The sequence below is a fragment of the Glutamicibacter sp. NPDC087583 genome (assembly GCF_044743685.1).
Taxonomy (GTDB): Bacteria; Actinomycetota; Actinomycetes; order Actinomycetales; family Micrococcaceae; genus Glutamicibacter.
This window is the reverse complement of record NZ_JBIUWY010000008.1, coordinates 115,460-139,645: the sequence shown is the minus strand read 5'-3', so window position 1 is coordinate 139,645 and position 24,186 is coordinate 115,460. Positions and strand designations below refer to the sequence as shown.

At 55.0% G+C, this 24,186-nt stretch carries 14 protein-coding genes and 2 pseudogenes; 3 read left to right on the top strand and 13 right to left on the bottom strand.

Annotation, left to right across the window (positions count from 1 at the left end; translation table 11 throughout):
• Nucleotides 1-220 precede the first annotated feature (220 nt).
• Nucleotides 221-369, top strand: a pseudogene (locus ACIOU9_RS16520) (ISL3 family transposase); the annotation flags it as partial.
• On the opposite strand, the pseudogene ACIOU9_RS16515 reads toward ACIOU9_RS16520, so the two are convergent.
• From ACIOU9_RS16515 to serA, 7 genes and pseudogenes are all read right to left on the bottom strand, one after another.
• Nucleotides 351-794 (bottom strand): annotated as a pseudogene (locus tag ACIOU9_RS16515) (IS481 family transposase); the annotation flags it as partial. The pseudogenes ACIOU9_RS16520 and ACIOU9_RS16515 overlap by 19 nt on opposite strands.
• Before the next feature lie 1,182 nt (nt 795-1,976).
• Nucleotides 1,977-3,797 (bottom strand): hypothetical protein, encoded by a 1,821-nt coding sequence (locus tag ACIOU9_RS16510; RefSeq protein ID WP_402697602.1) that lies wholly within the window; start codon nt 3,795-3,797, stop codon nt 1,977-1,979.
• A complete protein-coding gene (locus ACIOU9_RS16505) occupies nt 3,794-5,968 on the bottom strand; it encodes a glycosyltransferase (RefSeq protein WP_402697600.1) in 2,175 nt (724 codons plus the stop codon). The genes ACIOU9_RS16510 and ACIOU9_RS16505 overlap by 4 nt, the downstream gene beginning before the upstream one ends.
• 1 nt (nt 5,969) lies before the next feature.
• Nucleotides 5,970-7,130, bottom strand: a complete 1,161-nt coding sequence (locus tag ACIOU9_RS16500) for a hypothetical protein (RefSeq protein WP_402697599.1) — start codon at nt 7,128-7,130, stop codon at nt 5,970-5,972.
• Between the two features lie 81 nt (nt 7,131-7,211).
• A complete protein-coding gene (locus ACIOU9_RS16495; RefSeq protein WP_402697597.1) occupies nt 7,212-8,117 on the bottom strand; it encodes a hypothetical protein in 906 nt (301 codons plus the stop codon).
• A gap of 17 nt (nt 8,118-8,134) precedes the next feature.
• The gene (locus ACIOU9_RS16490; protein WP_402697595.1) at nt 8,135-9,016 is read right to left on the bottom strand and encodes a hypothetical protein; all 882 of its coding nucleotides are present in this window, start codon (nt 9,014-9,016) and stop codon (nt 8,135-8,137) included.
• A 164-nt stretch (nt 9,017-9,180) separates the two neighbouring features.
• Nucleotides 9,181-10,779 carry a phosphoglycerate dehydrogenase gene (serA, locus tag ACIOU9_RS16485; RefSeq protein WP_402697593.1) on the bottom strand — a complete coding sequence of 533 codons (1,599 nt, stop codon included), beginning with the start codon at nt 10,777-10,779 and terminating at the stop codon, nt 9,181-9,183.
• 431 nt (nt 10,780-11,210) lie between these two features.
• On the opposite strand from serA, the gene ACIOU9_RS16480 reads away from it, so the two are divergent.
• A complete protein-coding gene (locus tag ACIOU9_RS16480; protein ID WP_402697591.1) occupies nt 11,211-12,296 on the top strand; it encodes a glycosyltransferase in 1,086 nt (361 codons plus the stop codon).
• A 25-nt stretch (nt 12,297-12,321) separates the two neighbouring features.
• Here ACIOU9_RS16480 and ACIOU9_RS16475 read toward each other — a convergent pair whose 3' ends face one another.
• From ACIOU9_RS16475 to ACIOU9_RS16455, 5 genes are all read right to left on the bottom strand, one after another.
• Entirely contained in the window at nt 12,322-13,767 is a 1,446-nt protein-coding gene (locus ACIOU9_RS16475; protein WP_402697590.1) for a glycerophosphodiester phosphodiesterase, read from the bottom strand.
• 70 nt (nt 13,768-13,837) lie between these two features.
• Nucleotides 13,838-17,365, bottom strand: a complete 3,528-nt coding sequence (locus ACIOU9_RS16470; RefSeq protein ID WP_402697588.1) for a PKD domain-containing protein — start codon at nt 17,363-17,365, stop codon at nt 13,838-13,840.
• Nucleotides 17,362-18,114: a hypothetical protein gene (locus ACIOU9_RS16465; RefSeq protein ID WP_402697586.1), complete on the bottom strand. Its 753-nt coding sequence runs from the start codon at nt 18,112-18,114 to the stop codon at nt 17,362-17,364. Before ACIOU9_RS16465 ends, ACIOU9_RS16470 begins: the two co-directional genes overlap by 4 nt.
• A 19-nt stretch (nt 18,115-18,133) precedes the next feature.
• Nucleotides 18,134-18,574 (bottom strand): adenylyltransferase/cytidyltransferase family protein, encoded by a 441-nt coding sequence (locus tag ACIOU9_RS16460; protein WP_402697584.1) that lies wholly within the window; start codon nt 18,572-18,574, stop codon nt 18,134-18,136.
• 109 nt (nt 18,575-18,683) lie between these two features.
• Nucleotides 18,684-19,871: a DUF1972 domain-containing protein gene (locus tag ACIOU9_RS16455; RefSeq protein WP_105658099.1), complete on the bottom strand. Its 1,188-nt coding sequence runs from the start codon at nt 19,869-19,871 to the stop codon at nt 18,684-18,686.
• 397 nt (nt 19,872-20,268) lie between these two features.
• Between ACIOU9_RS16455 and ACIOU9_RS16450 the strand changes: the two genes are divergently transcribed.
• Nucleotides 20,269-22,815 (top strand): right-handed parallel beta-helix repeat-containing protein, encoded by a 2,547-nt coding sequence (locus ACIOU9_RS16450; RefSeq protein WP_402697583.1) that lies wholly within the window; start codon nt 20,269-20,271, stop codon nt 22,813-22,815.
• Nucleotides 22,816-22,893: 78 nt separating this feature from the next.
• Here the strand turns inward: ACIOU9_RS16450 and ACIOU9_RS16445 are convergent, their stop codons facing one another.
• A complete protein-coding gene (locus ACIOU9_RS16445; protein ID WP_402697581.1) occupies nt 22,894-24,186 on the bottom strand; it encodes an O-antigen ligase family protein in 1,293 nt (430 codons plus the stop codon).

Below are 24,186 nucleotides of genomic sequence, written 5' to 3'. Positions count from 1 at the left end.
GCGTGGAGAACCCGGAAAAGAAGTGATGCTCGCACTCCCCTCTACGAATATGGATGTTGACTAAGTCAATTCATACGCGAAGAGCTACGAGCCGTGTTTAACGGATACCGGCCGAATCGACGCTGCGTCGATTCTGTTGAATGTCGCCGACTACTGCGTCATCACCGTGGTCCAGGAATCTGCCGGACGGTACATACTTGTTGATCCATCGAAACTGCCCCGGGTCGAGGACCATCCCGCCGACGGTGACGTCCTGCAGGTCCTAGTGCGCAAGCGTCGCATGCTTGCCAGGAATCAGCATGCCCACGCCGTTCGTTCGTACAATCCACCGAGCTGTTGCCCTTGCGTGCACGGCTCACCACTCGTCTGTTTATCAGAGGTATTTGGTAGCACCAGTGTTCGGGATCCGACGAAATGAATTCGTCGTCGGTGATAGTCCTCAGGAATTCTCGGTCGGCATAGGTCTGCGGCAGTGAAATCGGCTTGCGCCGATATTAGGTTTGGCAGTTGTCCTTATTGACCCGGACCAGCATCTGATGGCGTACCTGGTCCATGCCAGGCTCGTGCTGCTGAGTTTGCTTCTTCACGAAGTCGCCGGTCTTCGAAACGACAAGGTCAGCGCTGTTCACCTCAGAACTACCGAGTCGGCGCTTCAACAGGTATTCAGCAGCCTTTGTTTCCAGCACCACCATCGGTATCGGCTCGGTAGCCGGTGTGTGTTCCAGCAGCTCCCAGGCTTTCTGTGGAGTTGCCTGGTTCAAGGACTGATGGGGGCGGCGCTGGTTGTAGTGCTCACTGCAGAATAATCCTTGAAGGTACTGCCATTCTTGCAACATGAAACCACTGTTCTTCCAACCAGGTACTGTTCGCCACTGTCGCTGCCCCAAGACGGATCGTTCAACCGCCTTCCGGCCTCGAATCTGTCAACGGCAACTTCGCTTGGCTGAGAAATAAGAAGGCCGTAGCACACCCGGATTATTTGCCAGCGTGGCAGCTCGTTGCCATTCCGAAAGCACCGCGGAGATGCTACCCAAGATTCAATCGACGGATGACCTGATGATTCCCTGGGACCCAGGTTGCGCGGCACGAAGATTCCCCGTCCTTCAGCAGCGACGAAACTACAGCAATGCGTACTACCTCCGACTGTTAGATGACCACATGGTTGGGTTGGTCCGATGCGATCCTCATGGACTCCTAACGCACCAAAGCTCACATCATCAGCGGTACCTTCTAGCAGGTTTTGAAATACCAGGTCGCAAGAATCGCTCGGTACCCGGTCACAGGAACTGAAGTACCATTTCGTGCTATTCGGTAATCGTGGGTGGCATCTAACTTGCCAGCGGGCCCGAGACCTGCCAAGAACCATTAGAGAAGTAATGAGTTTCAGTGTCCACGAAGTCCCGGGAATTCACACTATTTGGCCGGAATACCGGTAGCCTAAAGCGCTATTCATCGATGTGGCCCTCACATGGTGAAAGGAGCATGCTTTGAGGGTTCCAATGACGCTATTGCTGGAATCCAAGCAGAATATTTGTGGTTCGCGGCGGTGGTTCCATAGAGCAATATCGTTGGCCCCACAACGGCTGATATTCATATGATCCTGACCGACAGGGGCCAAGCGAGCTATTCCCTTTAGATCCCTTTTGAGAACCATAGGAACGGCCGCTGCTTGCTTTCAATCACATGCCAAAACACAAAGCAATCTAATGTATCTCAAGGTGTGACACCAATGGAATATCAATGCCACACCTAAGGCACTCAAAGTTGCATTGCCAATCTCGAATTCCAGTATCCGCGATCCGAAATCAATATTCGATTTTGTTAGTCACGAGAATTTCATTCAATATCCGACTAGTGCATGCATGAACCCCACATTTATCACTACTATACGCACTTCAAAAACTAATCAGAGTTTCATAATAAGCTCTAGAGATAGCAAGCGCAGAACCACAATATGGATTAAATGATATGTTACTCTAATCCCGAATCCAAGACCCTGAAAACCATACGCAAGCCGTAAACACACGCCAAACATATTTCGCAAACTCTCGATGAATTTCAGAATACTTTTGTTCTTCACCTGCAGCAACAAGCACTACGTTCTGAACGAAATCAGACTGTAAATGACAGGAAACAAACTTCCAGTTTTCCAGCTCAACCAGTTCCCGACATAGATCCGCGACAATTGGCTTAGATAGCTCTCCACCCTCGCCAGGTACAGAATCAGCAGTCCGCTCTTCGATCTTCGCTGGTGGAAGATCAACCATCTTCATCCTGTGAACATACGAATCACCAGAGAGAACCGGATCTGCACCACCGCTTTCAAAACGCCATGACGAACCGTGGAAGCTGTAGTTCAGCGATTCCGGCCAAATTTTCTTCAGAGCCACAAATAACGCCTTTTCGGAAACCTTTTCAGCCATTGATAGCCGGTCGCATATAGACGTTACGCGCATGTCACTTATCGGATAAAGGAGCTTGGCATCCTGCGAATAATGATTGACATGGGATTGCATATAGAGCCCTGATCGAAACTCCCGGGCAAACAAATAGAGCTTTTCCAACTCACTACTTGCGGAAACGTTCTTACTCCATTGCGACAAGAAGTCATCATGCTCTATCTGATATGCATTAAGCAGAATTCCAGAAGACTGCTTGGCTAACATCAAATTCACATACTCAGTCGTATTTCGCAGAAGCTTCGCCATACCACCTTTCCAAAGTGGCCACTGCCCTAACGAAATTGCTTCACCGGGAAATTCAGGCGCAGATCCCTTGTATTGAGATAAGTGCGCTTCAGATGGTGGAATTCCTAAACAATCACTTAGAACGTTCCGAACTCTTGCTTTCGTCGTATTTCCAGGCACGAATGATGGACGTCCAATAAAGTGCTTGATACCGGACATCGAAGCTAGTGTCGAAGCAAGATGTGTTTCTAAATCAGAGTTCGTTCCGTAAGTGACTGCTCGCACATTAGCGTTGGTGCGCTTTAGAGCCCCTAGAAGCATCCTGGAGTCTTTGCCGCCACTAAGCCTAAGTTGCACCCTAGGATCCTTGAGAGCATCCACTGCATCAGTCGTAGACTCAAGCAATGCATTAGCTAGAGCCTCGCCCCCCTCATTCAGATCATGATCAAATGAAAAATCAGGCACAAGTCCACGAGGGAATTCAGTGAGTGAAAGCCGGCCGTCTTTTATCTTTAGTGTTTTATTAATTGGCAGGCACAACACATCTTCAAATGGAGTATTTCCCGCCAACGAATATCCGTAATTAAGATACTCCAGGAGATAAGAATAGCTAAGAGCAACACCCCGACCGGAAACCTGAGCAAGGGCCAATGCTATCAAAATTGGTCGATTTGATATGAAATGAAAACCAAATTTTGAACTATAGTGAATAGGCTCAAGCGCTGGGGTTGTATTCCAAGCAAATAATCGGTTTATATACCGATCGCCAAAAACTGCACCATAAGTTCCCCACACCGGCTGCTGATATTCTAGACTGCCCCCGATAAGCCGTAAATTTGAATGTACATTATGGGAGGACGACGGATCCGAAGATATAGTCCAGAAATCGCCCTTTGAAACAAAGAGTGATTCATCTTCGCTCCGGGACATGGCAAAGGTTCCATATCGACTTGCTGATGAATGAAGTTTAGAGCCTGCAACAACATTTTTCTGAGCATATTTTTCATACTCTGAAAATGCAGCTTCGAGAATACTACAAATATGATCTTTCAATTCATCTGAGATATTATTTTTGCCAGCAGTAGGTGTAACGACTAGAAATTCGCTCACGCAGACATCTCCTTAGCTATAAGTCCGGCCCAGAGCTGCGCACCGACTGTAACATCATATTTTCGAGCCTGATTCCTAGCCTTCTCAACAAATTTAGTTCGTGTTGACGATGCACGCAACCCAAGAACGAAGTCAGTCATCTCTTCGATGGAATCATGCACAAATTCCTCTGAAAATATCTCTTCTGCTCCTGGACGATCCCACACGACTGGAACCGCCCCGCCCGCCATTCCCTCAATCGGTGCTAAATGAAAACTTTCTCTCGTGCTGCACGACAGAACTACACCTATCTTTCTAAACCAGGATCCCATATCCGGACCAAAGTCCTCAAACACGACTGAATTAGATAGTTTAGGATCAGAAGCTATAGCTTCGAAGAACTCTTCATACGCGTATCGCTGGAGACCCTTATTCCATTCATAGGTATACTCCCATGGCATCCGCCCGCGAATATGAAGCGTATAGCGTGAATCATGTTCTAGGAGGCTAGAAAGCAGCTTAACAGCTCGGTCAGGGCGCTTAATGAAAGGAACTATTCCCACAAGTCCAATTCGATATTCCGATTCTGGTGCTTTTGGTCTGTCTAAATCTAGGCAGTCAATAAGATTTGGAATAACAGCGATTTTTTCTTCGGGCCAATTGGTAATATCCGCGGTCAATCCTGCATATAGATCAGAAACACAAAGCACCTTGCTAACATTCTTGATGCTAATATCTTTCAGCCAAGCGCCGCGAAGTTCAAAAGCATGTAAACGTACATATAACCGCTGATCAATTCCAACATTCTGAGAATACCAAACTGCATTCGGTCCAGCCCACTCACAAATTACAACATCAGCATCATTTAACAGCTTCCGGCTTTCTTCCTGATCATGTTTATGCAGGGTTGACCATTTATCGATCACCAATTCTACATTCGGCGAAGCTTCAAGATACTGGATTAACTCGCCACAAAACTTAAAATCATGACCAGCAAGCAGAACACGAACCGATCCGACTTTTCCTCGCACTGGAGTATTCACCGGCAAATCACGTTCGAAATAAGCTTCGAATCTTTTTGCAGCTGAGGTCATCGAATATCTAGAAACCGAATCTCTCACTTTCGATTTATAGGCATCGATCTTATTCCGACTTTTATCAAGCATTTCTACAACGCTTTCAATTTCATCGGTTACAAAGAATGGATAATCCTCACCAAATATTTCTTCATGTGCACGAGTTCGATTAACAACCGGGGGTATACCAGAGGCGGCATATTCCAAAGCTTTGGTTGAAATTTCCATACTAGAATCTAAAGCCGACGTTCGCCAGCCTAGACCCAAGTCTGCCTTACGTATCTCAAGCATAGTATTGTGTCGACTTAATCCGCCCAGCCATGAGACATCAGCGTCAACAATTCCGGACTCCATTTGTTCGTGCCACTTCGGGTCACGCCGACTCTGTTGGAATTTATTGCCGACCATCGTGAGTTGTACATTAACTCCGGAATTCTGGCATTTTTCTGGAAGAGACAACATCTCCAATGTCTTCCAGTCTTCGGCGAACTTACCTGCATAAATAAGCTTCAGTGCAGATATTGAGTCATCAGCAATCGCATCGTCGAACTCTTCGAAATAGATGTCAGGAACCATCGGTGACATTAGACGAGTTTTGCCCGCTGCCTGTGGGCAAAGAGCTTCGAGATACGCACGTGATTCTTCTGTCTGAGAGAAAAGCCTGTATGCCTTCGCCGTAATGATGTTCAAATCATCGAGTGACTTTTCGGAAACCTTCTCGATTGGAAATGGAAGATCAGTGACGTATAGCCATGATCTCCGATGCAATCGCTCGGACATTGCAATAAATTTGCAAACCGTCATACCACGAGCAATTATCGCGCTGAAATGATGTTCGGAGTCCAATCCCAAGATTCTCTGCGCAGCCTTACGCGGGCTAAGGGATGAAGATTCCCCTGGTTCTATATCCACTGTTGTCGGCTGATGAATAACGAAATTTGCGTTCTGGCTAAGTCTTTCCAATGAGTCGTTTGAACTCACCTTTGTCTTTAGCAAGACATGCACTTGTACACCTGCGAGCAAGAGGGCCTCGGAGATAGAGGTTAGCCAAATGGCGGAACCGTCAATGATGTTTAGATTAACATCCCCGTAGACTAAGACTTTACGTAGGTTCACTCTATTTCTCTTTCTCATTAAGGTAATCCTGGAGCAAGCGTGGAATCCGCAATTCAGTGTCAAATGCCCAGTCTTCTTCGAATTCTTTTGTGGTGATACACGCATCCACATTACTTTCAAGACTCGACGAGAATGTATTCGCTGACTTACCATTGCCAACTAAGAACGAAAAACCTTGTTTTTCTCGAATTATACCGGAGATTTCTCCAATGGTGCGGTACAGGCGAGTTCCCGACGATGAAAGTGATGATGCCCAAATGCCATCGTCAAGCGCGTTCATCTCAATAATGAAAATTGGGATTACTTGACTCGTAGTTTCTGATAGAGCATTGGTGACCTCATAACCACCAGCTGAGGGATGAAGCGTTGTGACTTGAATCCCTAATTCGTTGGAGAGATGCAGTTCAAGTTGATCGCTGCCGAGGAGAAAAACTCGGAATTCGCGATTAAGCTTTAACCTACTGAAGATTTTGAAAGTTCGTTCCGGGTCAGCCTGAACTGCCGCAGCTCCCCGGCCATATACGGTAGAAGTATCTCGAGACTCATTGTTGTAAGAATGATTTTTTGTGAGCATATTACGCGTCAGGGGAGAAGGATTCCGGTCTGACAGCACGGTCTGGTCAGTGAACTTACGGAGTGCTTTCTCCAGTCCGGCGTTATTACTCTGTTGGATCTTACCAATTTCGTGGATAATATTTCTGCTTGACTGCTCCAATGCGTCGACCAGACTCTTCGTCATGTATGGAACCTCGTAAGTAATTTTTTTCTCGAGCTTCTTTTGATCTTGTATGAACCGACTCAATACGTTATCAAGTTTAGGTTCGAACGAATTCTCTAGTTTCGCGCTCACTTCGCGTGTTGAATTGGAGTGCTTTTTATCAATAAATTCCAACAGTCCCGATAATTCATAACTAACCTGCTCCGTTGATGATTTCTCAACTTGTAGAATTTCCCTCTTGACTCTTTCTATCCTTTTCGCCAGGAATGCCTTGTCCAAATTAGTTTGTACAATTACAAAGATTGATACGATCCAAGTGAACGAAAGCACTAAAGGAAAGGTTATGTTCTTCGTGTTAAAGGCAGTAAACACGATACATACAAGGGCAGCTAATGTGACTGTTACTCCGAGTAACCAGGTTTTCCTATCAAGGTTTCGCATCATGCGCTTTCTCCTTAATTTTTCTAAAGCTTAAAATGGCAATCTCGGCAATTATGTAATCCGTGGAAATAATGCAATATGTCATTATTGATCATTCGACCAAGCTCTGAAAACTTCCGCAGCAAAGGTCTTAGATGGTGCTTGTGTAAAACTCTTTTCCAATAGAGCGGATTCCCAGGTGTTTTTTGGGTCGAACACACCTTGAAGGACGCTTCTGAAAAGTTCCACCGGTGGAGCTATATGACCACGACCCCAGTCACCCATCAATAGAAAGAGATTTCGCGAAGGACGTTTATGGCCTCGAATCCAAGGGGCGAGGTGCTTATCTCTATGATGTCCGTCTCCTATATTCTGAAGATAGGCCACGCTATTGGGAAAACCGTCCGCATAAAGACCAGTTAGGTCACTAACGATTTTTACATCTTTAATAGAATCCGAGCACCAGGCTCTTTGAAGATAGTCGTCTACAGGTCCTTTAGTGTAATTACCAATATCGGTTTGAGGATTCGCTACTAAAGCCAACGATCCGGGGAATAGATAGGAATAAAATAGCGCCGCAAAACCGCCACCGGAAGCACCGAAAAATACCGTTCGCTCAGATGATCGAAGAGACTTGAGCATATGCCTAATGACTCCCGGTAACTGGGATTGGAGGAGCTGTGATTTATTTCCAGCGAACCATGCCAGTTCAAGTCCTAAATCTAAGGAAGGATCCGAAATCGCAATGATATTGGAATCGATTCCTTCCATCATGCCTAATCCAGAAAAGACAGGATAAGAAGACCATGCCTTCGATTTTGCTGCATGAAATATTACAGTGGTGTTCGTTGATTGACGGTCGACCATGAGTATATCTAAAACACTATCGCCATATACAATCGTCGAAATTCCCGCTTCTGCTCTCTTTGAATGAAACTCCTCGAGAGACGAGAATCTATTTTGTTTGTAATGGAAACGATTTATGTTACGTTGGAGCATACTTGAATTCATTACTACTTTCTTGTGCCTTAATGATCAATAACGTTAGGATAAGAGTCAGTGAAGCACATTTTCTGCAAAATTAGATTTACTGTCTTCAGGTACCTTCTCCTGCCATCTTTCTGAAAATCTTGTAAGACTATCGCACGGTTTTCATCAAAGTGATTCGTACCGATAATCAACTCGTCTGACGAAGCTGTCTTCCAAAAAGATACCAATTGCTGAGAAAAATTGGAATTACCGGCCTGTTGTAAGAAAACCATTCTTCTCGGTGTGGTAAACGTTTCAAGCGATCTAACGGATGTTCGAATACTTTGTTCAGTTCTTTTTTTGCAAAAGTCTTTCCAGTCTTCACGTCTCAGTGTCGCATTCGAAACACCAATTATGGCGCGCAAATATGGCTTCACGAATTTAGCGGGAGATTCGTAAATATCTGTATGAGCATCCCAAGTAAGAACGCTTGATTTCCCTTTGAATTTTCTTCCAAATTCTAGCGCCGCATATCCTCCTCCATTTCCACCGGCAAATAGTATTTCTTTGCCGGTCGTCCGTTGGAGGGACTTAATAAGATCCACTAGATAATCGTTAAAATTGTCTTCAGGTTTACCCGTAAACCAAGCTAATTCGAGTTCTGGGTTGGACTTCAATAGCGGATCCGCGATTTGTACAACTGGCAGGTTGCTCTCAAGAATTCGAGTAAATGCCTTTACAGGCCATGCTAATGATTCGTTCATGCGCCGCGCACCGCTAAATAACACAATTATCGATCTGGTTCTCGTGTCAAATACCGGCCCACTAATTTCAAGTTCAATCGATGACCCATCGTCGAAAGCTACTGAGTGGATTCCCGTCAAACTGCTCACGTTATCTTCAAACTCGTCCAAGTCATCCCAAACGTATACTTCGTTCATTTTCTAATTCCCTTTACCCATTCGGTAGCTTTCCGAGAGACTCGCTTAGATTTCCTTGTAAAATCGTATCGTGATTAAAGCAAAAGACTTGGCAACCTACCGAGTAAGTTTTGTTGCCAAGCCTTTTCCAGTTACTGTGCATCAGTTGTTTTACAATGTCATGTTTAGGCGTCTGCCAAGTTGATCTCTCGCGCGACGCTCGCACCAATCGCCGCACCAACGACGTCCAGAACGCCCTGCGGCAGTGCGGAATCAATGTTGATGACAGCCAAGGCCTCCGCCTTCTTTTCATCGCGCGATACCTGCATACCGGCAATGTTGACGCCCTGCTCCCCCAGCACATTGCCCAGCGACCCAACGACGCCTGGACGATCCGCGTAGCGGACCACGATCATGTGATCCGAAATAGGGATTTCAATTTCGTGGCCGTTGATGCCTACGAGCTTCTCGATCTGCTTAGGCCCAGTCAAGGTGCCTGCCACAGCAAGCTGGGTGCCCTCGTTGGTGGACCCCTTGATGGTCAGCTGGTTGCGGTACTCAGGCGAATCAGGGGTGGTGATCAGACGGGTAGCAACACCGCGCTGCTCAGCCAAGACCGGGGCATTCACGTAGGAGACCTGATCCGAAACAACGTCCATGAAGACGCCCTTGAGTGCCGAGAGCTCCAGTGCCTTGACATCCAGTGAAGCGATCTCGCCGGCAACTTCAACGTCAATGCTGGTCAGCGAGCCGGAAGTCAAGGCGTTGAAGATACGGCCCAGCTTCTCAATCAGCGGGATGCCAGGGCGCACGTTCTCATCGATGACGCCGCCGGCAACGTTCACAGCATCCGGGACCAATTCGCCGGCCAGTGCCAGGCGAACCGACTTGGCAACCGAGACACCGGCCTTTTCCTGTGCTTCATCTGTTGAAGCGCCAAGGTGCGGGGTGACGGTGACGTTCTCGAATTCAAAGAATGGAAGATCGGTGCTTGGCTCCTTGACGAACACGTCAATGCCAGCGCCTGCAATCTCTTCATTCTTCAATGCTTCGTAAAGCGCGTCTTGATCCACCAGACCGCCACGGGCCACGTTGACCACGTATGCGGACTTCTTCATCATGGTGAAGGCATCCTTGCCCAGCATGCCCAGGGTTTCCGGAGTCTTTGGCATGTGGATGGTGATGAAGTCGGCCTCAGCCAACAACTCGTCCAAGGTCAGCAGGGTGACGCCCAGCTGTGCAGCACGGGCAGGAGTGACGTATGGGTCGTAGGCAACGATCTCCATGCCGAAGCCCTGCAGGCGGGCAGCAACCAGTGCACCGATGCGGCCCAGGCCGATAATGCCGGCCTTCTTCTCGAAGAGTTCAACGCCAGTGTAGGCGCTGCGCTTCCATTCGCCGTTCTTCAGCGATGCGTTGGCAGCAGGAATGCGACGTGCCAGGGACACGATGTGGCCCACGGTCAATTCAGCCGCGGAGATGATGTTGGAGGTTGGAGCGTTGACCACCATGACGCCAGCCTGGGTGGCTGCCTTGATGTCTACGTTATCCAGGCCCACGCCGGCACGGGCGATAACCTTCAGGTTCTTTGCTGCGGCGATAGCTTCGGCATCCACCTGGGTTGCGGAGCGAACGAGGATTGCATCTACCTCGGCAATGGCTTCGAGCAGCTGGGAGCGGTCAGCTCCGTCGGTCTGACGAATTTCAAAGTCGGGGCCGAGAGCAGCAACGGTTGCTGGGGAGAGTTGTTCGGCCAGAAGTACGATTGGCTTGTTGTCAGACACGGGTGTGGCACCTTTGCGATTTCTTGGGCTGATGCTTGCATGGAGGCAGCTGTTTTCCACTGCCTACATTTCCAGAGTAGCGCTATGCATCCCCCGTTTTCCCTCGAATTCATGCATGTTACGCAGGGAAAAACCGACTTTGTGAAAACTTTCACTTATTGGATAGGATGTATCGAATGCCGGTGCGAAACATTACGTTTCCGCTCAGGATGCCATCTCTCATCCCTGTGTTTCCGGATCCACACCAACTTCGCCGCATTGCTGGCGGATTTTTTGCGGTCCCCCTACTTTTACTTGGATACAAGATCTGAGACTGACTGCTCCTATCGGATATCAGTTTCGAATGGGAAGATCATTTCATGGGGGCAAAGGCATCGAACCGAACGATCGTGGTAGCGCATCCAGGTTCCGAAATGTATGGATCCGACAGAATGCTGCTGGAGGACGTCAAAGGCTTGTTGCGGGGAAGTTGGAGGGTCACCGTCGGACTTCCTGCCGAGGGTCTGCTGGCGTCGGCCTTGCGTGAGCAGGGCGCCAAGGTAGTGGTCTGCAATACGCCGGTGCTGCGCAAGTCAATCTTCACCCCGCGCGGGGCCGTGGGGTTTGCCAAAGACACTTTCCAAGGCGTGCGCCAAATGCATGCATTGCTCAAGAGCACCAAGCCATCCGCTGTCCTGGTGAACACCACCATCATCCCCTTATGGGTCGCCTATGCCCGCCTGTCGGGGCACAAGGTTGCCCTGCACGTGCACGAGTCCGAATCCCATTCCCCCAAACCGATGCGCTTGGGCTTGTCCCTGCCCGGGACCTTCGCTCACAGGATCATCGCCAACAGCCGCTTCACCAATGCCGCGTACCTCCAGCACGTGCCTTGGGCGCAGAAGAACAGCCAAGTCATCTACAACGGCATCGCAGGACCCCCGCATCCAGCGCCGGCCCGGCAGAAACTTGACGGCCCCTTGCGATTGCTCTACGTCGGACGGCTCTCTGAGCGAAAAGGGTTGCTGGTGCTGCTCGATGCCGTCACGATCCTGCAACAGCAAGGCGTGGACGTGTCGTTGAGCCTGGTCGGGGCCGTATTCGAAGGCTACGAAGCCTTCGAACAGGCGCTCAAAGATCGCGTCAAGGCTCTGCCGCGACCCGAACTTGTGGAGTTCCTGGGATTCCAATCCGATGTTTGGCCCCATTATGAATCCGCGGACATCGCTGTGGTCCCCGCGCAGCTCGAAGAATCCTTCGGGAACACCGCGGTGGAAGCCATACTCGCCGAACGTCCGGTCATTGCCTCGCGCATCGGCGGCTTGCAGGAAGCCGTGGAACCGTATTCCAGCGCGGTACTCGTTGAACCAGGAAATCCCCAACAGCTGGCGGCGGCCATCGAGACGATCCGCAGCGGGTGGGAGCAGTTCAGAGTTTCGGCGCAGCAGTCGGCGGTGAAGGCGCGAGAATTCCACGACCCCGAGCTCTTCGGACAGCGCATGGATTCCGCCTTGAAATCGCTTCTTGCCTCCGGATAGTCTCCAGCTCCATGCTCTGGCCCGGTTACGCCGACGCTTCCAGCTCCAGCGACACCTTTCGGAAGTCCACCCCATACCCGGCCGGAATCAGGTTCAGCAGGTTCAGGTAGCCTGGCGCAACAGATTCGCCCAGTTCCGCTGCCAATGCCTCGCCACCGCATTCGGCCAGGATCCGTCCATCCGCCATCACCAGCTCGATCTGCGCCCATTCACCTCCAGAAGGCGCATTCCACATTGCCCTTCCCAGCTTGTGCGGAGTTTTCCCGCCTGCTCGCCAGAGCGATACTTCGCCGTGGCTTTCGAGCTGGAGGTGGAATCCGTCTGCCTGCGATTCCTCGAATGCCCGGTAGGGCTCATCCGTTGGCAGTCCGAAGGCCAGCCCGGCAATCTGGTTTCCGCTTCCCCGCTGCGGCCAGCGGATCTGGGCCTTCAAACGCCAATTGCCGGCCCCAGCCAAGGCCATAGATCCCAGGGCATAGGATGCCTTGCGGGAGTCGCCAAGCGTGAGAATGCCCTCTGCGGCCAAGATCTGCGGCTGCGCTTTCCAGGTGATCGCATCGGGCAGATCACCCGCGGCCCGCAGGCCGCTGGTAAAGCCGTCTGCAACCGTAGGCACGGCTTGCGGTGAAGAAGTTACGTAGGGCAAGTTCGAGCACATCATTCCCCGCACGCCCTGCCGTGCCAGCCAGTCCCTCTGGCTTCTGCGGTGCACTTCCCAGCAGATCACTGGAAGCCCCGTGTCCACTGCGCGTTCAATGGTGCCCGGGTCAGCCGAATCGTGGATTCCTAGTGCATCGAACCCACCAGCAAGCTGTTCAATGCCGCCAAAATTCTCCGGGGCGAAGTAGCCCCAGGTCTTCATCCCGGCGGCCGATGCCAATTCGGCTCCGGTGCCGGTTGCCGGCTGCTTCCACACCGTCGATTCGATAGGAACCGGGGAAGCAGCAATCATCTCGATCAGCTCGGCGGCGTGCTGTCCGCTCTTGTCCTCGATAAAGAGGACCGCCTGGTCCGCCAGTGCTTCCAGAACAGTTTCCAGGCGTGCCAAGGGCTCCAACGCAGCATTCGGTCCAAGCCATTGGCGAGCATCGTTGCGCAGTGCTTGGAGCTCGTCCCACGCGGTTTCGCTGATCAGCCGCGGGACTCCGCACAGGCGCTCCAGGCTGGCGTCATGGTGGCAAATGAAATGGCCGTCCTTGCTCCGGTGCACCGAGATCTCGATGGCTTGGGCGCCATGGGCCAGGGCTTGCCGGTAGGCATGCAGCGTATGCTCGGTCCAGTTATCCCCCGACCCGCGGTGGGCAATGTAGAAGAGATCTTGCCCGAGCAGGTCTGCCGCGCTGACCGCCTTGGGCGAGGCGCGCTTTGCCACCAATTCCCCTGAGCACCCGGCCAGCAGCAATGCGCCGGCAGCCAAGCCCAGGAACGTGCGGCGGCTGACCGCGAGCGGCCCTGCAGTTCCGGTTTCCATGATGCCCCCTCGGCAGCCCAGGCCCGCCAAAGCCTGGGCTCTGGCGGGTCTGGCATTGTGCGGATCCTAGCTAACCGATCACGGACAGGTTGTCGAAGGACGCGGTCACCGGTGCATTGGATGTCGAGCCGGAGAGGTACAGGCGCAGGCCTATGCCTCCTGGAACTTGCAGCGCACTGGTCGAGTCGCTGGCGTTGAGCTGCCAGTCGGCTGGCTCGCTGTCTGCGGCAGCCCAGATCTTTGCCGCCAGCTGCGTCGGGTTGGTTCCTGTCACCGACAGCTTCAAGTGGACCGCCTCGCCAGCCTGGTAGCCGAAGGAGGACTGGTACTGCGTGGCCAGAACACTCTCCGCACCGCCCACGGCACGAATCAGCTGGATCTGGATGCCGCCTGAGGAAGTGAACTGGCTCTTGAGGTAGTACTGGTTCGCATTGCCCAGATACCTCGACGAGAAGGACACATAGGTTCCATTGCCGGTCGGCTGCTTATCCAGCTGCACCTGGACAGCGGCTTCCGTGGTGGTGCTGTCGACCACCGGCAGGTAGATTGCCGGCCCTGAACCGGGATTCAGGCCCAGAAGCTGGCCGACTCCCCCAGCGACGTTGGCGGTCGCCGCGGATCCGGTCCGCGTCCACGTGCCACCGGTATCGGCAGCGCCCCAATTGCCGGTGACATTGCGGCTAAAGGCGTCAACTGCCACCGGCCTTGGCGGTAGCGAGACCTTCACCGTTTCGGTGTGGCTATCCACCAAGCCGTCCGGATCACTGGCTTCCAGGGTTATCGTGTACTCATCTGGTTCGCTGTAGCTGAACGATTCAATGGCTGCGCCCTCCACCCAGTCGCTGCCGTTGCCGAAGGACCAGCGGTAGCTGAGCTCATCATTATCGGGATCAGAACTCTGCGAGGCATCAACGGTAACCTTCAGCCCGTCCACTTCAGTAATTTCGAAGGCCGCTTCCGGAGGCTGGTTGGGTTCGGGCGGCGGCAGGATGGTGACCTGCTTCGTGGCCGTATCCGTCCCGTTGGCATCATCGGTGACCGTCAGCTTCACCTGATAGGTCCCGGGTTCTGCGTAGCTATGCCCGGCGGTGATGCCTTCGGCGCTGTTTCCATCTCCGAAATCCCATCCATAGCTGGCGATGGTGCCGTCGGGATCCGTGGACTCCGATGCATCCACGGTGAGCTGCTGGCCCTGGATCTCATGGGTGAATTCAGCCGTCGGACTGGCATTGGCAGGTCGTCCGATTCCAGCCTGGTAATGGTTCTCCACCGCGGCCGGGCTCAGCTGCTTGCCGTAGACCGCGACTTCGTCGACCCGTCCGGCGAAACCGCCAGTTGGCACCGAGCTCCATCCGCTGACACGGTCATTGCCCACTCGCCAGAAGCCGTCGAGTTCCAATGCGGATTTGGTGCTTGCACGCGAGGCTACTTGCTGCCCGTCCACGTACAGGCGCATGCCATCTTCTCCCAGGCTTGAGACCACATGATGCCACCTGTTGTCGTTGTAGATCCCGGACGAGGTGATCACCCGGCGAGCGCCGCGTTCGGTCACGCCGAAGGACAACCGTCCCAGGGAATTCACATAGGTCAACCGGTCATGGTCGGTCGAGTCCGCATTCTGTCCATTGCCATAGCCGATGAGCCGGCCACGCTGCAGGGGCGAGGCCTTGAACCACAGTTCGGTCGTGAACTCCTGCGGACGCTGCCACCGAACCATGTCCTGCGCCCCGCTGCCGCCCAGGGACAGGCTGCGGCCATTTCCCCCGGCAATAGCTGATGAGGAATCGACTCCTGCATTTCCTGCGAGCTGCAGGTCTTCGCTTCCGGAGGCGTCAAGGGCAGTGGAGTTGTCAGCTGCTCCGAATGGCCAGTAGGCCTTGGGCTTGTCAGCTTTGATGACCTTTTCGTATGCGGTGGAGGCAACGGTGTCCTGCGCCACCGTGATGCTTTCGGTGGTGCTGCGTGCCTCCTTCCCCGTCGGGTCCACGGCGAAGATCCGGTAGCTGTGCGTGCTTCCCGGCTCCACGTCCTTGTCCACGAAGGACATGCCTTGGCGCATCCAGAAGGTCGAGTCGGCTTGGACCGTGTGGATGGGCGCGTTATTCGCTCCGTCCCGGATCACCTTGTAGGCCAGGGTCCCGTTGTCCATGTCCGAGGCTGCCTGCCAGCGGATGCGCACTTCGCCTGCAGTGGTGGAGCTCAGGGTCGGAACGAAGTCCTCGCCGCTTGGCAGCGGGCCCCTGTCATTGGGCGCCAGGCTGCGGATGGCGAAGCGGACTAGCCCCTGCTGGTTCTTGTAGTTCACCCGCTGGAATTCACCACCATAGACAATGTATTCGTCATTGCCTGTGACACTCCATGGTCCTTGGCTCTGCCCGGTATAGGTGCCGGTGCTCAACGCCGGGAACCAGGTCTGCAGCCGCGGATGCGGCAGTCCTTCGAAGTTGGTATATCCGTGGATTTCACGGTCAATTGTCCCTGCCGTTTCCTTGCTGAAGGCCATGGCGCGGTTGTACTGCCAGTTGGGTTCCTGGGCGAATCCGCCGATGTTTCCGCAATAGTGCGGATGCCCGGCAAGGTAGAGCAGGTCTCCGGTGGCGTGCACGGAGTAGGTATCCCCGTGGCAGTCCTCTACCCAGCGTGTTTCGAGGTCTGCCCATTTGATGGCCACCACGCCTTCCAGGGTGGTCGCTCGACCGAACGTGTAGCCGCTGGCGTAGAAAGTGTCCTGATCTGTGGCAATGGAAGTGATGGAACCAGTCTCCCCGCCATTGCGGACGTGCGAGGCTGCCGGATATGGGTACTTCCCGCTGGTCTCGGTGCTCACGACGGCCAGGCCGTTGGCAAAGTCGCTGGTCGAGTTCACCTGCGTGAATTTGCCGCCCAAGGCCAGCTTTGTCCCATCGGGCGACAGCGACATGGACTCGACGTGCCCTCCTCCGACCACGGGCCTGAACGACAGGAGGGCGGCGTCGCTGGCACGCAACGCAGCCGCTTGCTCGCGCCAGGCTTCGCCGATGCGGAAGAACGAACCGCCCAGGTACACCGTGGTGTTCGTGGCGACAATGCTGCGCACGGAATTGGAAGGCTGCGGGTCGAATTCCTCGATGCGTTCTCCGGTTACCGGGTCCAGTGCCGCAATGCGCGAGGCGCTTTGCCCGTCCAAGGTGGTGAAGTCGCCGCCAGCGTAGAGCCGGCTGCCGTCCGGCGAGGCAGCAAGAGTGAGTACCTGGGCATTGAATTCCGGAGTGAAGCTGTTGAGCAGTTCTCCGGTTCGAATGTCGTAGGCGAGGATGTTCTTGCGTGTTGCGGTTTGCGTCCCGGCCGCAGCACCTGCAGGACGCGCGGTAGCGAAGCTTCCTCCTGCATATACCGTGTTGCCAATGACCACTTGGCTCCAGACCACGCCATCGATCTGGACGGTCGGGAGGGCATCGGCGGTGACGGTCGCAGGGGTGAGCGGGTCTGACGGATCCGCGGGCACACTATCTGCAAGTGCCTGCGGCGGCGTGGCTAATGCGGCGGCCGCGATCAGCGCGGTTGCAGCAATCATGGTCATGGCCCATCGGGCGATGGCCGGGGCGGATCTGCGGATCATGGCAATACCTCACCTGCGAGCTGTTGGATTTTCTTAGTTGCGCCAGTTTCGAATTCAAGGGTCACGTCAGACGCTGATTCCGTTTGGGCGCTGAATAGATAGGTGGCAGTAGCCTGCTTGCCTGCCGCCAGTTGTGGAGGAAGTACGGTGCTGCGTGTGTCGGTAAGCACGGCCGCCGGTTCCCTGCCGTCCCCGTAGAACAAGCGCACTTGGGCCTTGCCCAAGTCCAGCATGGTGACTCCGTCGTTGGATAACTCGATTTCAACCAGTGTCGCGGCCCCTGCGATTTGCCCGATGCCTTCTGCTTCAGACTGGGTTTGCTCGATGCGCTTGATCCGCATCTGCGCATGCGGGCCCGCCTGGACTTCTTCAGCAAGGTCCACTGCCTTGGCTGTGGCAGGCGGCTTGCCAGCCGCTTGGGCATCCGGCGCCACTTTCTGCGCATCCTTGTCCTTTTTCCATGTGGACTTCTCTGCTTTCTCGGCAGGAGAAGCTGAATCCTCGGATTTTTCAGCGGCCTTGCCCGCCTTGGTGGAGGGCGCCGCCAAGGCTGATTCGTGCAGCTGCTGATCGATAGTCGCCAATGTAGTTTCGGCTGGTTCCCCAGGCATGGCCGCTTGCGGCGAAGCCTGGGGTTCTACCGTGCAGGAAACCAGGGCGATTCCCAGCAAGAGCAGCATCGGAACGATGCGCATCTTGGCTGGGACATGGCCGCAGGCCGGAGGTTCTGCTGCTTGTGCGCGTTGCATGATCTGTCTGGTTCTGCGCTCAGGCCCGCTGGACCTGGATAGATGGCGAGCTTAGTTGCCCTAAGGCCACTCTGAGCTTGGTGCTGGAAGTATGCACGGTGTAGGGGAAGTACTCGACTCTCACCCCGACGGTTGCAAAGAGCTCTTCTAGTCCTTTTCCTTCGCGGGTGCCCTTCCAGTCATCTCCCTTGAAGAACACATCGAATCTGACATCGTCCCACGTCAGTAATCGGTTCGGATGAAAATCGAGAACCGCCTCATCCACGAAGCCTATCGAGGAGACGATATCCAGTCGTTCGCTTTCCGGTATCACCGGCCGTTTCCCCTTGGTTTGGAGCAGCCTTTCATCACTGACCACACCGGCAATCAGGTAGTCGCATCTGGACTTGGCTTGCCTGAGAATATTCAGGTGCCCGACGTGGAACAGGTCGAAAGCACCTGCGGCGTACCCAGTGATCATTATTTTCCCCAATTTCTCATGAACCAGTTGCTGATTCGATTCCCCATAGCATCCGGGCCATCCCCATGGCCTGGACGCTTTACTGTTTCCCAGAATTCTCGTGCCAGCCTCAGGCGCGGCGGCGGCCAATTTCCGCAGACGGTTCTGCGTCGAATTCCACCGAAGGCTCTCCAGCACCGGCCAAATCCAAGCACAGCTTTTCGTAGGCCCGGGCAACATCGTCCCAGTCATAGTCGCTAGCGCGCTTTCGTGCGAGCTGGGCGCGTTGGCGAACGGCATCGTCCTTTGATTCGGTGCGGTCGAAGAGCCTGGACGCGGATTGCGGGTCATTGAAGTATTCGCCGGCTGCCTGGGCCACTTCGCGGTTGAAGTTCACGTCATAGGCGTTGATCGCCGTACCGGCACCCAACGCCCTGAGCAATGATGGGTTGGTACCGCCGACCGAATGGCCATGCCAGTAGGCAAGTGCATGGGCATAGAGCTCATCTAGCAGCTGCTGGTCCCATACTCCGCCTAGGAAGCGGACTTGTTCCGTGGCCGCGGCATGAACCTGCTGAGTGTATTGCTCGGCATAGGGCGCCGAACCGACGACCACCAGCGGGAGCCTGGCCTGCGACTGGCTGTAGCCACGGACAATCATCTCCACGTGGTTCTCCGGCTCGAAGCGGGCCACTACCAGATGGAACTTTCCGGATTCCAAGCCGAGCTCAGCCAATTTCACTGCAGCAGCCTCGGGAATTTGCGGTGCCCCATAGGTGATGAGCCTCGTTGCCCGCGAGAATTTCGCCGCGTAGTAGTTGGCGATACCCAGGGCATCGGCAATCAATTCCCTGCTCCACCAGACGCAGAGGCGCTCGCATAGCCGGTAGTACTTCTGGCCAATAGGTCCCCACTTGGCCCGTTTCCATTCCAGCCCATCCACGTGCGTGGCGACGGGAATCCTTCCCAAACGCAGCAGCGGGAGCAGCGGGGCATTGGCCGCGTTGAAGACAATCGCCGCATCGGGCCGGTTGAAGAGGGCATGGATCACCGACAGTGCAGTATGGCTCAGCGTCTCGAGGCTCCTTCGCCTCATGGCAGGCAAATGCACCAGCTTCATGCCCTGGTATTCGCTCATGCGCTCGTCTTTGGCAGTGCCACGGCAATATACGGTCACCTCGTGCCCTTGATCGGCCAGGCGGCGCCCTACCTCTTCAATAGCGGTCTCGAAACCTCCATAGCGTGCAGGTACTCCCCTGGTGCCGATCAAGGCGATGCGCAGCTTGGCGCGCGAGTCATGGTGCTCGGTGCGTTGCATTCTGTTCCCCCAAATTTAAACAGCAGAATCAACGTTCGCTTGCTTGCCGCACCTGCGTCGATCCCCAAAATCAACGGCGAGTTCCGGAACATGCCGCAAGCATGCGTTTCTCATCTACCGAGCATATGTGTCGTGCCGTTGCGGCACACGAGTGCACCCGTACTTGCGTTACCCGCGAATTACTTGCTCGGGGGTACTTGGAATACTCACTGGCCACTGGGGAAGTTTCCTCGTCAACCTCGAAGTCCAGGGATCGAGAGAGAAACATCACGATTGAATAACGGTTCATTCCATGCCACCATTTACAGCAGGGCCCGCGTGACCCTTAAACCATCGTCTATATTGAATGAGCAGGGCCTGTTTTGCTGGGGAGCACGGGTTAAGCTCCGAGGATCCTTTGCAGAACCTTTCCCCCAAGAACCTCTTGCCTCTCGGTCCGGATACATCCGGCCAATCTTCCCAGCGGCCGCGCCTGATCGCGGCATTGGCCTTGGCCGCCGCGTGCGGCATCGTTGCCACCTCCTTGAACCCGGTGCCCGTGGCCGCTTCGACCACATTGGTCGCCGATGCCATGAACCGCACAGTTGGCTCCGGCTGGGGCTCTACTTCAAGTGGAATCCCCTACCTAGCCAACAGTCCAAGCCGTTTCGCCGTAGATGGTTCCCAGGGTGAAATTACCTTGGTCCCCGGCAAGCTCAGCCATGCCACCGCCGCCATCAACGCTGCCGACATGCAGGCCGGCGTCGATATTTCCTTCGACTCGCTGCCCAGCACGGGTTCGTCCTATGCGCACCTAGGTGCCCGAAGTACCGCAGATGGCCAATACACCGCTTCGCTTCGGTTGCAAAGCACTGGCAATCTGTCCCTGGAAATTTCACGGACCGTCAGCGGTAAAAAGATCGTGCTCGATTCTCGGCAGATCAGCGCAGCGGCCCGCCCGGGGACTGCGTACCATGTTGACTTCGCCATCACCGGAAGCGGCACCGCGTCGCTCAAGGCCCGAGCCTTCGCAGCTGGCAGCGGAACCCCCGAATGGCAGCTGGAATCGGAAGATGCATCCACAGCGCTGGCCTCGGCCAAAGGCAGCTTGCGCATAGGCGGTTACCTTTCGGCCAGCGCCACCGGCAACTCCGGTCTGCACGTTGATAATCTGGTGGCGCGTTCAGCTACCGAACCGGCGATGCAGGACCCGGAACCGGCACCTGCCCCATCGCCTTCCCCAATTCCCGAACCTGCACCTGATGCCGAAGGAACCGTTCCCCACTCCGAAGAGGTCAGCCTTGGCGAGCAGGCACCGCAGGCGGGAACCCTGGGCGCCATCCCTTCAACAGCACTTTATGTTTCGGCATCCGGAAATGATGCCTCCGGCGGTACCGCCTCAGCGCCACTGCGCACCCTGTCCAAGGCCATTTCCAAAGCCTCCAGCGGACAGACCATCGTGGTGCGTGGTGGCAGCTACCATGAGTCGGTAGTGATCCCCGCAGGCAAGAGCCTCAAGCTGCGCGAATACCCGGGAGAGACCGTCTGGCTCGATGGTTCCAAGGCAATCACGGGCTTCTCCGCCGCGAGCAATGGATGGGTGAAATCCGGCTGGGACTACGATTTCGATACCAGCCCGACCTACACCCGGGGAGCCACAGACAATACGGCTGAAGCATGGGGCTTCATCAATTCCAGCTATCCCATGGCAGCCCATCCCGACCAGGTATGGATCAACGGGACCAAGCAGACCCAGGTATCCTCGGTTGCCAAGCTCAAACCGGGTGCCTTCCATGTGGACCGCGCCAATAACAAGCTGCACCTCGGTACCGACCCAACCGGAAAGTCCGTGCGCGCTTCTACGCTGGTCAAGGCCCTGAGCATCCGCAGCGGCAATTCCAGCGTTTCGGGTATCAATGTGCGCAAGTTCGCTCCTTCGGTGCCCGACATGGGTGCGGTCACCGCGGAGAAGCCGGGCATCACTGTGCAGAACCTGACCATCGAGGATACGGCAACCACGGGTTTGAACGTCAGCGCTGTGAAGAACACCGTGAGCAACGTGAAGATCCAGCGCAGCGGCATGCTGGGCATGAACGCCGTGTACGCTGACGGACTGGTCGTCAACAAACTGGCCTCCACAGGCAATAACCACGAGCGGTTCAACACTTCGCCTGTCTCCGGCGGGCTGAAGATCGGACGCACCCGGGGCGTGACGGTGAAGGATTCCAAGCTCAACAGCAACTACGGTCCGGGACTATGGCTGGATGAATCCGTCTACGATTCCAAGATCCTGAATAATGACCTGATCTCCAATACCGGGCACGGACTGTCGCTGGAGATCTCCGCAAAAGCAGTGGTGGCCAACAACCGCATCACCAAGAATTCCGGATTCGCCTTCAAACTGAACAACACCAGCGATGTGAAGATCTGGAACAACACCATCAGCGGCAAGAACCGGGTGCTGAACATCGTGCAGGATGCGCGCCGCGCAGCGAACAAGTCCGACCCCGGGCACGATCCGCGCCAGCCATTCCCTGACACCACCATGACCTGGATCAATAAGAACATTGTCGCGAAGAACAACGTGTTCTCCAATACCGGCGGTGGCAACGCAATTCTTGCCGTCGAGGACTACTCGGGCAGCTACACGGCAGAACAGATGAAGATCTCCCTGGCGTCCAATGCCTATCACCGCGTCAACTCCACGAATCCGAAGTGGTCCTCCGTCTGGTCCACAGGCGCTGGAAACCCCGCGGTGTTCACCACCTTGCCGGCCTTCGCCAAGTCCACCGGACAAGAGCTGAATTCCTTTGAACTCACCTCCAGCACGGTGCTGAGCAGTACCAATAATCCGACTACCAGCGTTACGGGCAAGAACAGCCAGGCTACCGCATTGCCTAGCGATATTGCCTCCCTGATAGGACAGGCCCCCGCTTCCAAGCGGATCGGCAGCTACCCGCGCTAGGCTCCGGGCCACCCCGTCAGTACAAGCAACGGATCCCGGATCGGCAGTGTGCCCAGCCGGGATCCGGTGCATTCGGGTTCAGTTGCCCATCGCCACCGGCGGATCCGGCGGCTCCGGCGGCTGCTTGCGCTGCAGGGGTGCAGCGTGTTCCCAGTCCAAGGCCGCTCGGCTGCTGGCCGGTTCCAGCATCAGGGCGAACACCAGGAAAATCAGGAATAGCGCACCGGCATCTACCAGCCCGTTTTCCATCACGCTGCGGATGATCACGAATGCCAGCAGCGGGAACAGCAAGCTGCGCAGCCTGCTTGAACGCAATGCGGCGAAAACCGTCAGCAGAACCCAGAAAGCCACAAGCAGCGTTCCGATGATTCCAGTTTGCGCCAGCAAGGAAATCCACGAAGAATCGAAAACCTGCTCGTCCCAGTACTGCCCTTCGACAGCAATGGTCTTCTGGCTCAATCCCGCACCGATCCATCTCTGCCATGAATCATTGGGCAGGTTCAGCACTACCGACCAGCTGATAGTCCGGGAGTTCAACGTCATCACCGAGGCACTGTCCTCGCGAGCCATCAGATTCTGCAAAACCGGAGTCAGGAACGCAAGGTAGAACACCAGCGGAAGGGCCGCCAGCGCCGCCACGATGGTCTGCAACGGGATTCGGCGGAGCATCAGCAGCATGCCAGCTGCCGTGCAAGCAGCCGCGATGAGAGCGGTACGCGACTCGGAGAGCAGAAGGATGGCGCTGAGCAACACCAGCATCCCCACGTGCCACCACCGCACGTGCGCGCGCAGCGATTGGTGGAAAAGAACCAGTGCCGGGATGCCGGAAAGCAAGGCAATCTCATTGGGGCTCAGCGGAGGGATGCCGCCTGTCAGGCGCCCGCCTCCGCCCAGCGCCAGCCCGGTCCCCGCGCTGAGGATGCCCACCGCGGCCAAACCGACGCACATGGCCAGCAGCACCTGGTGGGCCGGGAAAACCCGCATGATGAACAGCACTGTCGCTGCCAGCATCGCCACGCGGATCGCGATGATGGCCGAGGCCATGACATTGCCTTCTGCCATCGCCCCGATCACGCTCAGGGCCAGAACCGGAGCGAGCAGCGCGATACTGCGCACGCCTACCGGCTGACGGGCCCCACTCCACATCCACAGCAGGATCGCCCAGCACAGCACGGCGCCTTGCAGCAGCGCCTTGAGCACGACCACGAGGTCCAGTCCGCCGGTGAACAGCGTTCCTTGGCGCCAAGCAACCACGCTGAAGACCATCAGGATCCACAGCAGGTTCAACTGCCACAGACGCGGAACCCGGTAGCGCCGTGGCACCGGAATCTGCTCCGCCGGCGTCCAGGACGCACTGACGGCCGGAGGCAT

Coding starts and splice junctions, on each gene's coding strand:
- ACIOU9_RS16465 (WP_402697586.1), bottom strand. CDS start 18,114: ATGCAACGCGCACAAGCAGCAGAACCTCCGGCCTGCGGCCATGTCCCA.
- ACIOU9_RS16490 (WP_402697595.1), bottom strand. CDS start 9,016: ATGAACGAAGTATACGTTTGGGATGACTTGGACGAGTTTGAAGATAAC.
- ACIOU9_RS16500 (WP_402697599.1), bottom strand. CDS start 7,130: ATGATGCGAAACCTTGATAGGAAAACCTGGTTACTCGGAGTAACAGTC.
- ACIOU9_RS16495 (WP_402697597.1), bottom strand. CDS start 8,117: ATGAATTCAAGTATGCTCCAACGTAACATAAATCGTTTCCATTACAAA.
- ACIOU9_RS16455 (WP_105658099.1), bottom strand. CDS start 19,871: ATGCAACGCACCGAGCACCATGACTCGCGCGCCAAGCTGCGCATCGCC.
- ACIOU9_RS16460 (WP_402697584.1), bottom strand. CDS start 18,574: ATGATCACTGGGTACGCCGCAGGTGCTTTCGACCTGTTCCACGTCGGG.
- ACIOU9_RS16445 (WP_402697581.1), bottom strand. CDS start 24,186: ATGCCTCCGGCCGTCAGTGCGTCCTGGACGCCGGCGGAGCAGATTCCG.
- ACIOU9_RS16480 (WP_402697591.1), top strand. CDS start 11,211: ATGCTGCTGGAGGACGTCAAAGGCTTGTTGCGGGGAAGTTGGAGGGTC.
- ACIOU9_RS16475 (WP_402697590.1), bottom strand. CDS start 13,767: ATGGAAACCGGAACTGCAGGGCCGCTCGCGGTCAGCCGCCGCACGTTC.
- ACIOU9_RS16470 (WP_402697588.1), bottom strand. CDS start 17,365: ATGATCCGCAGATCCGCCCCGGCCATCGCCCGATGGGCCATGACCATG.